The organism is Kaistella sp. (assembly GCF_041824135.1).
Taxonomy (GTDB): domain Bacteria; phylum Bacteroidota; class Bacteroidia; order Flavobacteriales; family Weeksellaceae; genus Kaistella.
This window is the reverse complement of sequence record NZ_JBGZYM010000072.1, coordinates 24,354-39,417: the sequence shown is the minus strand read 5'-3', so window position 1 is coordinate 39,417 and position 15,064 is coordinate 24,354. Positions and strand designations below refer to the sequence as shown.

Genomic DNA, 15,064 nt, shown 5'->3' with positions numbered 1-15,064 from the left:
TTATTTATTTCGGAAAATATTCTAATATTAAGACGCAGAATAATACATTTAATCATTGACTCCAAAACAATTGCGTACACCATTTACTCTTACTCTAATTTAAAATCATCCTAATATTCTTTATTTTAAAAGCAAAGGCCGTCCTTCAATTGTGCAGGAGGTGGTGTAATTATTATCGTTACAGTTTATAACTAGCGATGGCTTCTTCTAAGATAGAAATTATTTTACTTTTTAAATGATCCGGTGCGATTACCGTGACCTGCTTCCCAAAAGAAAGAATTAATTTCTGGAGTTCGAAATTAGGAATAACACTGATCCGGATTTCCAGATGTTCTCCTACCTCTTTTGTCTTTTGAGATGCGTGAACAGGCTTCGTTAAAACATAAGGTTTTGCTTCTGCACTGAAAAGTAATTTTACCTCTTCTGCTTCTGCCTCAAAAGGTCGGCTCACTCCTACGATGTCGTAAAAATAATCCTCCCAGTCTCTATCTGAAGAAATATAGAAGTCTGACGTTTCCTCGATTAGACTTATCCGGTCCAGAGCTAGATTCCAGGTATCGATACCGTTTTCCGCATTGAGTCCAAATGCAAACCATCTGTTATTGTATTGCTTTAAATGGTAGGGATGAAAAATTAACTCGGCAGCTTTCTCCTGTCTGAATCCGTGGTAAGTAATTTTAAGAACGCGCTTATTGTGAATGGCATTAAAAATAACTTTAATGTATTCAGCTCCTATATAATCGATGTTGGATTCGTAACTGATGATACGGCTACTGTCTTCAATTGCACCAAATTTGGCTTCCAACCTTGGTAATATTTCATCCATCCACTCAAACTGGGGAGAACCGGAAAATCGGGAAAAGATCTGCATTGCCGACTGCATATGAACCGCTTCGGCTGCACTAAGTGGTTCGTTCCTTATACTAAATTCTTTATCAGAATACCTGTAAATTTTCTTTTTGCCGTCTTTGATCTTATCTAATGGAATCGAAAAACCATCTTCACTTTCCATGTATTTGATATCATCAAAAAGCTGACGGCGCTGAATACCGGAATTGCCTGGATTGTTTTCAAACAATCTGTTATTGATCTCTTCCAACAGATCATCAATCGTATATTTTCTTCCGGTATTTCGAAAACAAATGTCCAGGATCTGATATCTCAGATATGCGTTTTTATTGATTGCCATAGTTTAATTATTAAGATGCAGATTCACTGCACAAGATACAAATACTTTTGTACTGTCAATCAATAAAAACAAAATGATGAAAACTCAAAAGCAAACAATTAACTGCCCCAGCTGCGGAACTGAGATCGATGTTAATGACGTATTTTCCCATCAGATCGAAGAAACTTTAAAATCTAAACTTCTTGCAGAAGAAAATTCTCTAAAACAAAAATATGCAGAAAAAGAAGAAATGCTCCATGTAAAACAGAAGGAAGTTGAAGAATTAAAGAAAAACCAGGATTCTATTCTGAAAGCCATCCTTGAAGAGGAGAAAAAGAAAATTGAAAAAGCAGCTGAAGCGGCTATTAGAATAAAACTGGAAGCCGATAATGCAGAAATCCTGAAATCAAAAGATGAAGAACTGAACACCAAATCGGAACAGTTAAGAGATTTTAATAAAATGAAAGCTGATTTTGCCAGAATGGAACGGGAAAAAAAGGAACTGAAAGAAACTTTGGAAGCGGAGAATGAGCATAAACTCAATACAAAGCTTGAAGAAGAACGCCAGAAAATAAAAATGCAGCTGGAGACACAGAATGAATTTAAAGTAAAGGAACTGGAGAAAAAACTGGAGGTACAACAAAATTTAACCAAAGAAATGCAGCGCAAACACGATCAAGGTTCAATGCAACTGCAAGGTGAAGTGATGGAACTTGCTATTGAAGAATTTCTCGCACTTAATTTTCCCCTGGATACGATCGACGAAATTAAAAAGGGTGCATCAGGCGCCGACTGTTTGCAGACTGTTAACACTTTCGACACTCAAAACTGTGGAACCATTTATTACGAAAGTAAACGCGCAAAAAACTTTGCAGGAGCATGGATTGAAAAATTTAAAAATGATATCCGTGAAAAAGGAGCTGACATCGGAGTTCTTGTAACGGATGTTTTACCGACCGGGATGGAAAGGATGGGATTTTACCAGGGTATCTACATCTGCAAATTTGATGAATTTAAAGGCCTGGCAAGTATTTTACGACAATCATTGATCACCATCAGTGCTGCTGTTAAATCTCAGGAAAATAAAGGGGATAAAATGGTAATGCTCTATAATTTTCTTGCCGGTACCGAATTCAGACTGCAGATGGAAGGAATTATCGAAGGTTTTCAACAAATGGAAACTGACCTGAACACAGAAAAAAGAGCCATGATGAGAAGTTGGAAGCAACGCGAAAAGCAAATCCAAAAAGTCATCAATAATACGGTGAATATGTACGGCTCTATCAAAGGAATTGGTGGAAATGCGGTTCAGACCATAGAAATGCTGGAAATAGGATTTTCCCAATATCAACTTGAAAATACGCTTGACAATGAATAATATCGTAAGAAACAAACTCATCGAAGTTTCGAAAAACAAAAGTATTATCAGTTATCAGGAATTGTGTAATGCCTGCGATTTAAAACTCAACATGCGGGACAATCCCTCTGATCGGGGTGAAATTGGAAGGATCCTGGGAGAAATCTCCGTCTACGAATTTGAAAACAACCGTCCCCTATTAAGTGCAGTTGTACTTTCAAAAAATGGTGAAGAAGGCGATGGGTTTTATAAGCTTTGCGAGGATTTAGGACTTACAAAAAACTGGAGAAAGCTGAAAGAGGAAGGAATATTCAGTATTCAGGAAATTATTAAATGCCATCAATATTGGGCTAACAACTAAAATTATTTATTATGGAAAAGCAACACGTACACAACCTCATTATTTTAGACGAAAGTGGCTCAATGGGCAGTATTAAATCGCAAATCATTTCAGGCTTTAACGAAACAGTTCAGTCGATTAAAGGTTCCCAAAAAAAATTCCCGGAGCAGGAGCATTTTATCTCTGTAGTGAGTTTTAATGATCTTGCCAACAAATTGTTGCACTTCATTGATCCGGTAGAAAAACTTAATGAGATCGATGCTGATCTCTATCAGCCGAATGCTGCTACTCCACTCTTCGATGCTATTGGATTTGCAGTGACGAAATTATACAGCATGGTGAAAAATCAGGAAAAGTGTAATGTTCTTGTCACCATTATGACAGATGGTGAAGAAAATGCTTCGAAAGAATATTCCGGAAAACAGATTAAAGAACTCATTGAAAAGTTGAAACAGGAGAAATGGACCTTTACCTACATCGGAACCGATCATGATGTCGATCAGATCGCACTTAAACTTTCCATAACCAATACTTTGATCTTCGAGAAGAATGAAGCCGGCATTAAGAAAATGTTCGAGAAGGACAGAACTTCACGTGATGTTTATTATTCTAAAGTACGAAGAAATGAAGATACTAAGGATAATTTTTTTGAAGAGCTGTAATAAGAGCTGCTTCAGATTTCATGATAACATCATTAAAAATAATAAACTTCAATATAAAAATAATTAAACATGGCAAATACCACCCAAAGCCCCAATGAAAAATATGAATTCGATTTCGATATGAATAAAATTACACTCGAAGATTTAAAAATTCTTTATGCTCATTTTCAAATTGATGATTTTGGAGACGCAAAAGCTGCATATGATAAAGAATCTTTTTTTAAATGTTTTGTTGAAGATGAGACAAATGGTAACGACGACGCTTTTTTACTAATCCGATTGGCAGCGATGCTGTCTTCTGGAAGTGCTAAAGTCATACAGGAAGAATTTATTAGAGATGATTCAACTACTTACTTCAGAGATTTATTAGGGATAAGAACTGGATATAAAGTGGATTTCCAGGAGATGGATTATTATGAATTGACTGATGACGGTGAGCAGATATCTGTGGTGATTGAGATGTTTGATGTGGAATCGATGACGCCATTACTTTCAAAATATGATTTTTTAAAGCAGGTCTAATTAATAAATATTCTGTTTAGAATAATAAAGACCATCATTGTGGTTTTCATAAAATCGTTAAATAAATAAAGTTATGATTTTTTTACTATCTATATTATTTTAATATGAACACCTCAAATATTTAATTTAAATGGAAATATAATCGTATTTATGTAATCCAAAAATCTAAAATTTAATAATTGGAATGAGTGGTTTATAAATAAGAGATAAAGTTTCTATTGTGATTATTAATTTGCCAGTTTAAAATAAAAAAAGACACTTCTATGAATGACATCTTGAATGAGAATTTTGTAAGGAAATATAGTGAATTAGAGTTCGACAAGAATCGCTATTATTGGTTACATGGGATAGATTGGAAGTTAAGTAAAAAGGAAATCATAAAACAACTGAATGAAAACTTAGCTGATATTACCGATTTTATATGGCACTCACTTACGTTAAGTTTGGTTAATAAAATGATTTACAATTATGCACCACAAGACCATCTATACATTAGCAATTACTTTCGATGGAAAACCGGCAGCAGTGAGATATTTGCGAAATTTTATCCACACGCATTCTGCAGGATGACTGATATTGTATTGGGGAATTTACCGGGAAACTTACGATTGGAGGTAAATAAAATTTCTAAAACGAATATGGATCTTTACACCGATTTTTTCATAAGTATATTTAATCACTTTGATTTGGATCTCGTAGGTATCGAAACAGACGCGATCTTAACCAGAGCGGTAGATGATGAGTATTTTATAAAAGAATTTTCTGATGAAACGGGTTGTCTGTCGAAAATCTACTTAAGTTCCTTAATTCACAAAATCAGTAAACATAACCAATAATTTATGGGTAATCTTTTTTTTATTCCAATGCTTTCTAAAAATTTCACAATTGAAGGCGATGAAACTATTCTGCATGAATTTAAAGAGAAATGGAAGACAGCGAACCTGGCATACTATCCTAGTTCCGGTTTAGATCTTAACGATCTACAATACCTCAACAGAAGGCGTTTTAAGGAGCTTGAAGGTAATGATCCGGAAATTTATATCCACAGTGATCTTTTATGGCCAGATATTGAGTACTATGACAAACGACGATGGCTTGGCTGTCTCAAGGAATTCTCAATCACTTCCGTAAATACCTTTAGATATTTACACGGTGAAAATAGATCAGTTGAAATTCACAAAGTAAAGATTGGTAACAGCGACACCGTAAAATGGCTACTGTATTTCCGGGGGTATATGAATGAAGAAGTACTGGCCAATCTCCTTCGTAATAAAATCCAGATCCCAATCGTTTATACTTATTGCGACGGCATTACACATGGTATGGGCAATTTTGAGGGAACTATACCAACAGTTTTCTACCCGCTTATAGCCCGGCAGCTCGGTATAAAAATGATCATAACAGAACAGTCGGCTGAAGATTTTTGCAAACGAACAGATGATAATAAGAGTCTCCGAGAATGGATTAAAAACACGCTTGACCTGACTGGAAGCAGTGTACTGAAATCTTTTTTAAAATTAGATGATGCGATTTTTCGCCAGACACTGCATCAAACCCTCTTATCAGTTCCTGAATATTCGGTCAATACTGAGGCGAAAAAACGTCTGTTTGTCAGGGGAGGTGATATTGATATGGTAATTAAAACTCCGGAGATCGGTATTATGAATATATTATCAGCTTATATAGAAGAAAATTCAAAAGTTGAGCAAATTACAGAAAAAAAAGAGGAAGAAAAAGAAGTAGAACCTGAGCAAAACAACTACAACGGTGAACTTGAAGACCCCATTTATTCCCAGGATATAGGTTTGCTTGAAATTCTGCCTGGAATTGGTAAAATTCCGTACCAAATAAAAAACCATTACAGAACCATTGATGAGCTTCTTTTTAATAATGAAATTATATCGCCCCTCGTAGGGACTTTGAGACAAAGAATTATCAATAATAAAGAGATAAGTGTTTATTTGATGTCACAGCTTCTTCTTCGGAAACTCAATGAAAACGTGTCTATTACAGATTTTGAAGGTGAATTGAAACTTTTTATTGAAAATGCATATGGTATTTTGCCGTCGGAGGAAGATCTTTTAAACTGGGACAGACTACAACTTTCAGATTACAGCAAATTACTCTTGCCAAAATGTCTAAAAAGAATGCTGGAAAATGAGCAGCCAAGCAAACTAAAGATCATGTGTACCGATAATCACTCTTTTCTCAGAATAAAAGGAATGACTGAAAATAAACTTAATGATTTTATTGAATTCCAACGAACATTATTAGACAGTGACAGTATAAAAGCACTGGAAAAGCTTCCTAGCAGAGATTCACTACATCTAGATTATGATTATGAAAAAACACTTACAGAAAATATTGAAAAATATAGAGACCGCGTCGTTGACCATGTAGAGAATTTCAACATTAAGTACGTTAATAAATATAGAAGTCAGGAGATCCGAAACCTGCAAATTTTTAAAACTTATTATAAAGAACAAACAGATCTTAATTACAACCAAACCGGAAGAATTTATGAGCTTTCGGGAGAAATGATCCGGCTACTTTTCACAGAAAAAGAAAAGCCTTATAATATTTTCTCATTTATTTTCGGTTCTCCTAATGAATACCTACTGGACCTGACAGGAAATTTTACGGAGGAAATTAAAATTATATTGAGCAGCGAACTATACAATCCTGAATTTGGAGAGCAGTTAAATGCTAATGCACAAAATTATGAGACTCTTGCTAAATATATGTCCCTGTTTGGATTTGACTTGGCACAGTTTCACAATAACTCCGTAATACCTTATTATGTACTGATTGAGCCTGAGATATATGGTATCACAAAATTCAAACACTTTAACAGAGAACTTTTTCAACTGATGAAAAACTCTCCATATAGCCTTACTCTGGAGGAGATCGTAGAAAAACTTACAACAAAATTTACGGTTGATGAAGGTGTGCTCGAAACTGTTTTAAAGTTCAAGCCTTACCAGTGTGCAGAACATGAGGACGGAACACTAAAATATAATATTCAGCCCAATCTTTTGGGAAGTTTAATGCTAAAAGTAGAAAGGCTATTGTACAGGAATGAAGATAATATGTCCTCAGACCAAATTTTAGAGGAATTGAATATGATTCAGCGAAATTACGAAGACGATGAATACACTGCAAATCAACTCATCATCAAAAGTAATAGAAATGTTATCAGTTTTGGTAACAATACCTGGATTCATTCTGAATACTGGCATCATGCTGAAAGAGAAGTGCCTTCTGTTTTCATTGAAAATCAAATTATTACAAATGGAGGAAAAATCTCTTATGCTGAAGTTATAGAAGCAATTCGCGACAATCACTATAACATTAAGGATAGTTCAGTGAGAGCTTATATTATGTCATTTTGCAGAACAAGCAAAGATGATCTCAATCTTTTCGTTCACAAAGATTATGTTAACGAGTATCCTGAAATTAAATTTCATCCGGTCAGAAATCAACTTATCGGTCGGGCCATGTTGGAAGCGTATAAAATAGCCTCAGAACATAGCCCGCAGTTTACAAAAGAAAATATACAGAATCGAGTATGGGAACTTCTTTCTGAAGAGAACAGGGACGAAAGACAGATAAAATTATATTTCCGAAATCTGTCAGAAAAAGAATATTTTCTTGAGCATAACGGCATTTATATGGTTAACCCTGAAAAAAATATTGCGAAGATCAAATACCGGAAAGAGCCACAGTACAAGACGCTTATCCGGGCTTTTATCGTACAGGATCTCAAAGCCAACCCAGAAGGATTAACTTTAAAATCCCTACGTTCAAAGTATAAGGAAAATATTCCCGAAGGCGTCAGTATCAATAATTTTTATAAATTTTTCCACAACGGTCATTTGTTTGAGAAGTTTAGACGTGATAATATTGAATATGTAAAACTTGTACCGGAATATCTTCCAGAAGCGCAGCCAGCAAATATCAATACTATTGAACCGGAAGCTGACGAAAGAGCGGCAGTGGGACATGGTTTGGAATATGTGGAGGGTAGAGCATTCAACAGGGAAGAACTAATGGTTGCTTTGCAGGAAAAACTTGAGCCTTACTTTATATCAGAAAATCACTATGTGCGATCCTTTAATAAGTTTGTGGAACAAATGGAGGATTTAACCAATGGCAGTATTACCTTACATTATCTTTTTAAAGTTTTCGTGTTGAAAACTGATCACTATGAAAGGTTTGCTTTTCTTGGAAATATTGTGAATTTTTATGAACCTTATTTGAAGTCTTTAAACTTTGAACCGAACAATCAATATGAAAGAGGTTTAGGAAATATAATCCGCAGTAATGGGATATTGGGAAATCTTCGAATGTACGAAAGAGATATGAAGCACCGTCCTGCATATCTTGCAGATTCCAGAAAACTTTACTTTTCAAAATCGCTTAATAGCCTAATGCACTATCGAAATCTTAAGGACCATGACCTCACTTCGGAATTACTTCTGGAGGAAAATATAAATATTGTAGAACTTATTTCCCAGTTTGTGGCTTTGTACATGTATACCTGTACAGAGGTTTATCAACCGGTGGCATAAAACATAATCTATCTCTTTTTTTAAAGCATTACAAAACCTAAAGAGTGATGCACTTTTAATTGACGGTCAAAAAACAAAGGAATATTAATTCCACAACCCAAAGAAATTAGCAAAATATCTAGCCATGAGAAAATCCAATAATCAAATCATTTTTTCTGCTTCAGATCTCTCGAACCATATTCACTGTAAGCATTTGACTTCACTTAATAACGGAGTTTTAGAAGGTCTTTTGGAAAAACCCGTGAACAACAACAGGGTACTGGATGTTTTGCGGGAACGCGGAATAGAATTTGAGAATTCATTCTTAACTTCATTGGAAAATGAAGGCTGTTCGGTTTTGAAAATAAATCCCGAAGAAAGTGATCCCAGGCAAAAAACCCTACAGGCAATGCAGGACGGTTTTGACTATATCTATCAGGCAAGACTTGGGAATGACCAGTGGCAGGGTTGGGCAGATTTTTTAGTGAAGGTTCCTTTACCCAGTAATTTATGGGCTTGGTCATATGAAGTTATCGACACAAAACTTTCCACCCATACCCGAGCCGGAACTATCCTACAAATCACTTTATATTCTCAGCTTTTAGAAGAGGTTCAGGGTGTATTGCCGGAATATATGCATGTGAGAACACCGGAAGGAGAAACCGACTACCGGGTAAATGATTATATTTCCTATTTCAGACTGATCAAAAAAAGATTGGCAGCTGATTTACAAAGTCCGAATGAGACCTATCCGGAACCCTGTTCTCATTGTGATATCTGCAACTGGTGGGAACACTGCAACAAACGACGGAGAGCAGATGACCACCTGAGCTTTATCGCCGGAATGGGGACGTCACAGATGAAGGAGTTAAAATTCCAAAGTGTTGACACGCTGGATCAGTTGGCTTCCCTACCCCTTCCTTTGGCTTTTAAACCCCATAGAGGATCAGTAAGCACTTTTGTGAAATTACGCGAACAGGCGCGCGTGCAAAATGAATCCCGTTTAGCAAACAGGCCAGTATATGAGCTTTTAGACAGGATTGAATCAACGGGGTTCTATAATCTGCCCGAGCCTTCCCGTGGAGATATTTATCTGGATTTTGAGGGCGATCCATTGATTGAGCCTTCGGGAATTGAATATCTTTTTGGATGGGTTTTTCAGGATGAATATTTTAAAATTTGGGTAAAAGATCTGGATGAAGAAAAAGCTGCACTGGAGCAGTTTGTTGATTTTGTATTTGAAAATCGGGCACTATTCCCGGATCTACATGTCTATCATTTCGCGCCTTATGAAACCATTGCCCTAAAAAGAATGATGGGAAAATACGCCGTTAAAGAAAATGAAATTGACATTCTGTTACGGGCCGGAACTTTTGTAGACTTACACCGTATTTTGAAGCAGTCTTTAAGAGCCGGTGTTGAAAGGTATTCTTTAAAGGATCTGGAAAAATACCACGGTTTTGTCCGTGAAATGGATCTGCGGAAACTTTCCAAAATAAAAGCCTATTACGAATTTTTACTCGAATTAAAAAAATTTGAATTGATCACTGAAGAGATGACAGATGCCATTCAACTTTACAATCAGGAAGACTGCTTTTCTACGCAACATCTTCATTTGTGGCTGGAGAATGAAAGAACACAACTGATCGAGAATGGTGAGAACATATCACGACCTTTTCCACAGAATGTTGAAGTACCTGAATCTGTAAATGCACATTTGCTGAAGATTCAACCGTTATATGATGCATTGATGGAAGGCGTTTCTTTTGACGCCACGGAAAGAAATAAAGAAGACGAAGCGAAATATCTTCTTGCCCATATGCTGGACTGGTACCGTAGAGAAGAAAAATCTTTTTATTGGGAATATTTTCGTCTCCTGGAAATTGACGATGATGAAATTATGGAAGAAAAAGAAGCGATCAGTTATATGCAGTTTACCGGTGAGCGTGTTCCAAGTTTATCCTGTCATATAGATACCTATTCTTTCCCACCGCAGGAATATGAATTCAGACCTAACGATAATCTGCAAAATCAAGACGGAGAAAGAGCGGGAACCGTTGTAGAAGTTGATGAGATAAGAAATTTGATCAAAATTAAAAAAGGACCCTCCATTCATAACGTACATATCGAGAAAATTATTAAGTATAATAAGATTTCCAGTGCTAAAAAAGCAGAAACGCTTATTCGCATTGCAGAATGGATCATAGAAAACAGTTTTAATCATGATAGTAACGACTATAGCGTAACGAGAGATCTTTTACTCAACGGCTTACCAAAAGTTTCCGCACCTCCAATCAATGAAACCGATACTGTAAAAAGGAGCATTGACTGGGCCTCAAAATTAAACAACAGCTTTTTACCAATTCAAGGACCACCAGGTTCCGGTAAAAGCTTCACGGGCAGTCATATGATCTTCGAATTAATAAAAAAAGGCTTTAGAATTGGGGTTAGCGCGTTAAGCCACAAGGTGATCATGAACTTACTCCTGAAAGTGAGAGAAGTGGCTACTACAGAAAATTTTGATCTTAAAATTAATTACAAAGGCAGTTCTTCAGCCGAGCGATCACCACACTGGAATAAAGCAGGTAACATCAATTCAATCGTAGAAAATCTCACCAGTTATCATATCATTGCAGGTACGAGTTTTATGTGGGCAGATGAAGCACTTCGGAATTCTGTTGATTATCTCTTTGTTGATGAAGCCGGACAGTTTGCTCTCATCGATACCGTTGTAGCTTCCCACGCTGCCAGAAATATTGTATTATTGGGAGACCATCAGCAACTGAAGCAGCCGATACAGGGAATACATCCTGAAGGAACAGAGGTTTCTGCTTTGGAGCATTTACTCGAAGGCCATAAAACGATCCCCGCAGGAAAAGGAATTTTTCTGGAAAGAACCTGGCGCATGCATCCTGACATCTGTTCCTTCGATTCTGATATGTTTTATGAATCCCGACTAAATCCTATTGATGAACTGGAGAACCAAAGAATTGAAGGAAACACTCCGTTTCAAGGCTCTGGCTTATTTTATAAAATGGTAAATCACACCGGGAACAGTAATTTCTCGGTAGAAGAAGTTGACTGCATCGAAAAAATAATCGAAGATTTAACTAAAGGAGATGTTTATTTTTTTGATAAGCAGAATAACAGACACCTTTTGCAGCATAAACATATAAAAATCATCACTCCGTACAACAGCAATGTTTTTGAATTACAGAAGAGATTACCTGAAATCGAAACAGGAACGGTGGATAAATTCCAGGGGCAGGAAGCACCTGTGATTATTTACAGTATGGCAAGTTCCTCTCCTGAAGACGCACCCCGCGGCATGGATTTTCTCTACAGCCCAAACCGCTTTAATGTTGCAGTATCAAGGGCGAAAGCGGCCTTCATTCTGGTGGGAAGCCCGAAATTATTCGAACCCGATTGTAAATCTCCGGAACAGATCAAATTGGCGAATCCTTTCTGCAGGTTTATGGAAATGGCCACGAAAGTGGATACCATTTTCGCGGAGATTTAAATAGAATAAACTTTTTACCATCTTACATTTTGCACCCTAGTGATTTATCATCAGGGTATTTTGTTTTATACCACTTTATAAAACTTACAATCTTTTCCACACCCTCTTGTCCGCAAGACCAATGAGTATAGCATAACTTTAAAAGGAATGGGCAAGCCATCACCAATCTGCATGTAATTACATGTAAGATCATGAAATACCTAACTTCTACCGCTCGCCGTGTTGATCAAATCGCGCTTAATCTTTTCATACCTATACTTTGATTTTCGAGAAGAATGAAGCCGGCATTAAGAAAATGTTTGAAAAGGACAGAACTTCACGTCATGTATATTATTCTAAAGTACGAAGAAATGAAGATACTAAGGATAATTTTTATGAGGAATAATACTGGGTAGTTCTTCACTACTACCACTTAAGCATAGTGCTTGGATTATAAAATCTGAGCATTATGATTTTTTTTAAAAATTTATTAAATCTTAAATAAGATCAAACGGTTGAATTATTTTAATATATAATTGTAAATCTTGGGGAGATAATTTTTTATTATTATAAAGATTTCTTTGCCTACAAAGAAATCTATACAGATAACTTTCACCAATATTTTTGGATTTGGGAAGTCTCAAATTTGTTTTGATGAACTTTTGTAAAGCAGTGTATTTAATTTCTGTTGTTTGCTGTACTTTTCCGAGACCACCGCGAATCTTATTTCGTAAAATAAACTCACGAAGTAACTTAGATTGATGAAATGTCAACTCTCCTGAAATTAATTTTGACTTTTGAACTTTTAGCCATCTATAAAGACTTAATTCAATTGCATTAGAAGAACTGCTTAAAGGTATTGAATTATTTTCTTGTAAAAAAAGCTGTAGGTCTTTAAATCTCTCGTCCCAAGTTTTAACTGGAATTTGGTTTACAGATTTCAAAATAATAAAAGTCAAATCGTAATCTTTATTTTTAACGCCAACATAATTATTCTCAAAAAACACAAATGATTTTGACTTCTCCAATTTTAAATTTTCAAGAATACTCCTTTCGGTAGTACGTCGATATTTTGAAACAAAATGTAGAATTTCCGAAATATTTTTCGGCTCTTGAAAACCATCTAAATATTCGAAAACAATACTACGTATAGTACCTGTCCCAATTTCGCTAATCAATTCCTCCCATGATTTCAGACCATATAAACCAGTTCGTCCGAAAGAAATAATACTAACGGATCTTTGACAAATAGTTTTGATACTTACATCACTTTTATATAAATCTGGAAAATATAATTGCAAATTTCTATTTATCTCATTTATCGTAGAAGGTTTATCTAATCTTTCCAAAACCTCAATAACACGCTCAGCTAAAGTTTTCTTCGTTGTTCTTTTGAAAACAATATCACCATGTCTTATTTCGATGTCAAATTCATTCCTAATAAAAACAGAAACCACATTTTGAATTTTCATAATCTCCTTTTCATCCTTTGTTTTTAAAAATTTAAAAACATAATCCTTAAAATTTAAAATATAAGATTTATCTCTTTTTTCCAGTGTTCTTTGACTTAGATCTTTAAGTAATTTTGTGAAATTAATTTTAAAATAAAGTTCTCGTTCTATCAGATAAAAATATTTTGACTTGTCAAATATTTTTTTATCATTTTGTTGTCTTTTAAATGCTTCGTCTATATTTCCGAAAATTTTATATTTTTTATTTGTAGAAATATAAAGAAGAAATAATATAAACTCCTTGGAAAACTGTGTTCCATTTATTAAATTAATATTTTCTGCTTCTTCTTCATTAATAAAAATACAATCAAGATTCGAAGTAAGATTAATGACGAATTCGTCCTCAAAATAAGTTAAAAACGAAAAATTATTTTGTAGGTTTTGTAATAAAGCAGTTCTAATTTGAACAATTTTAAATTCTGCTAATTGCAATATTTCTGCAGCATTCTTAATCTTTAGAATGTCCTTTTTTATAAATATCCGCAAGCAATTTTCAAAGATGAAATTTTCTTTGCTATCGAAAATAACTTTCTCATCCAATAAATATTTTACGAAAGAGAACATAGATGATATAACCTGCGATGGATAATTATCTATAGATGGGAAGTATTTATTAAGAAGAAATCTGTTTTGTAAAGCATTTAATTCTTTCTGCTTTTTTTGTACACTAACTTCCTGACTTAATAAAACAATTTTTTTAAAGAAATCAAATAATTTTTTTTTTAGATTATTATTAACTTTTAGTGAATCATATAATGCAAAAGTATCAATTAGGATGATATTTTTATAAATATTAGTTAGAGTTAAGTCATTATTTAAATAATCATTTAAGATATCTCTAGCTTTTAAAGGAAGTTTTTTAATTTCGGATAAAATTATAGTTTCTAAAACCTTTTCTTGACTTACTGTAAGTTCAACCGATCCAGTTTTTGAAAATGATTGATTTGTTAAATTATCTTTATATAAATCATTGTATTCTAAACAAATACTTAAAAATTCTGATTGCGTTTTTTTTCCGCAATTTTTAAAAATAAATTGGTGGTTCACTCTATAGTGCTTAATAATATCATTGATACAAAAAAAACGTTGATCTTCACAGGCATTGTAAACCCTACTGCTAATTTTATTATTTTCTAAAAGATATTTAATATTTACATTTAAAGGTGACTCAATAAATAATGTTTTTGCGTCTAATTCTTCAATTGCAATTTCAGGTTCATAATAATTACAAACTTCTGTCAACTCGTTAATACATTTTCGACCACAATTTTTTAAATCAGTAAATGTCTTTTTTTCATTGAAATAATGTCTAATATCCTCTAAATTCAGTAAGCCATATGATAAACATACTGTATGAGCTCTTACACTTATAAGCTCTTTATCAAGTAATATTTCTATAGTCATACGTATTTAATTATTATTTCAAATTATTTTTCCTGAAAAAATGCCCCTTAA

At 34.5% G+C, this 15,064-nt stretch carries 9 protein-coding genes; 7 read left to right on the top strand and 2 right to left on the bottom strand.

Annotation, left to right across the window (positions count from 1 at the left end; genetic code table 11):
- Nucleotides 1-178: 178 nt before the first annotated feature.
- Nucleotides 179-1,189 carry a helix-turn-helix transcriptional regulator gene (locus tag ACEYOS_RS07955; RefSeq protein ID WP_373707956.1) on the bottom strand — a complete coding sequence of 337 codons (1,011 nt, stop codon included), beginning with the start codon at nt 1,187-1,189 and terminating at the stop codon, nt 179-181.
- Between the two features lie 76 nt (nt 1,190-1,265).
- Between ACEYOS_RS07955 and ACEYOS_RS07950 the strand changes: the two genes are divergently transcribed.
- The 7 genes from ACEYOS_RS07950 (at nt 1,266) to ACEYOS_RS07920 (ending at nt 12,119) form a co-directional block, all read left to right on the top strand.
- Nucleotides 1,266-2,546 (top strand): DUF2130 domain-containing protein, encoded by a 1,281-nt coding sequence (locus ACEYOS_RS07950; RefSeq protein WP_373707957.1) that lies wholly within the window; start codon nt 1,266-1,268, stop codon nt 2,544-2,546.
- Nucleotides 2,539-2,886, top strand: a complete 348-nt coding sequence (locus tag ACEYOS_RS07945; protein WP_373707958.1) for a hypothetical protein — start codon at nt 2,539-2,541, stop codon at nt 2,884-2,886. The genes ACEYOS_RS07950 and ACEYOS_RS07945 overlap by 8 nt, the downstream gene beginning before the upstream one ends.
- An 11-nt stretch (nt 2,887-2,897) precedes the next feature.
- Nucleotides 2,898-3,527, top strand: a complete 630-nt coding sequence (locus ACEYOS_RS07940; protein WP_373707959.1) for a VWA domain-containing protein — start codon at nt 2,898-2,900, stop codon at nt 3,525-3,527.
- Nucleotides 3,528-3,596: 69 nt separating this feature from the next.
- Nucleotides 3,597-4,049, top strand: a complete 453-nt coding sequence (locus tag ACEYOS_RS07935) for a hypothetical protein (protein ID WP_373707960.1) — start codon at nt 3,597-3,599, stop codon at nt 4,047-4,049.
- A 263-nt stretch (nt 4,050-4,312) separates the two neighbouring features.
- A complete protein-coding gene (locus tag ACEYOS_RS07930) occupies nt 4,313-4,885 on the top strand; it encodes a hypothetical protein (RefSeq protein WP_373707961.1) in 573 nt (190 codons plus the stop codon).
- Nucleotides 4,886-4,888: 3 nt separating this feature from the next.
- Nucleotides 4,889-8,620: a hypothetical protein gene (locus ACEYOS_RS07925; RefSeq protein WP_373707962.1), complete on the top strand. Its 3,732-nt coding sequence runs from the start codon at nt 4,889-4,891 to the stop codon at nt 8,618-8,620.
- Between the two features lie 124 nt (nt 8,621-8,744).
- A complete protein-coding gene (locus ACEYOS_RS07920; protein ID WP_373707963.1) occupies nt 8,745-12,119 on the top strand; it encodes a TM0106 family RecB-like putative nuclease in 3,375 nt (1,124 codons plus the stop codon).
- Between the two features lie 476 nt (nt 12,120-12,595).
- Here ACEYOS_RS07920 and ACEYOS_RS07915 read toward each other — a convergent pair whose 3' ends face one another.
- Entirely contained in the window at nt 12,596-15,013 is a 2,418-nt protein-coding gene (locus tag ACEYOS_RS07915) for a helicase associated domain-containing protein (RefSeq protein ID WP_373707964.1), read from the bottom strand.
- Between the last annotated feature and the right edge of the window lie 51 nt (nt 15,014-15,064).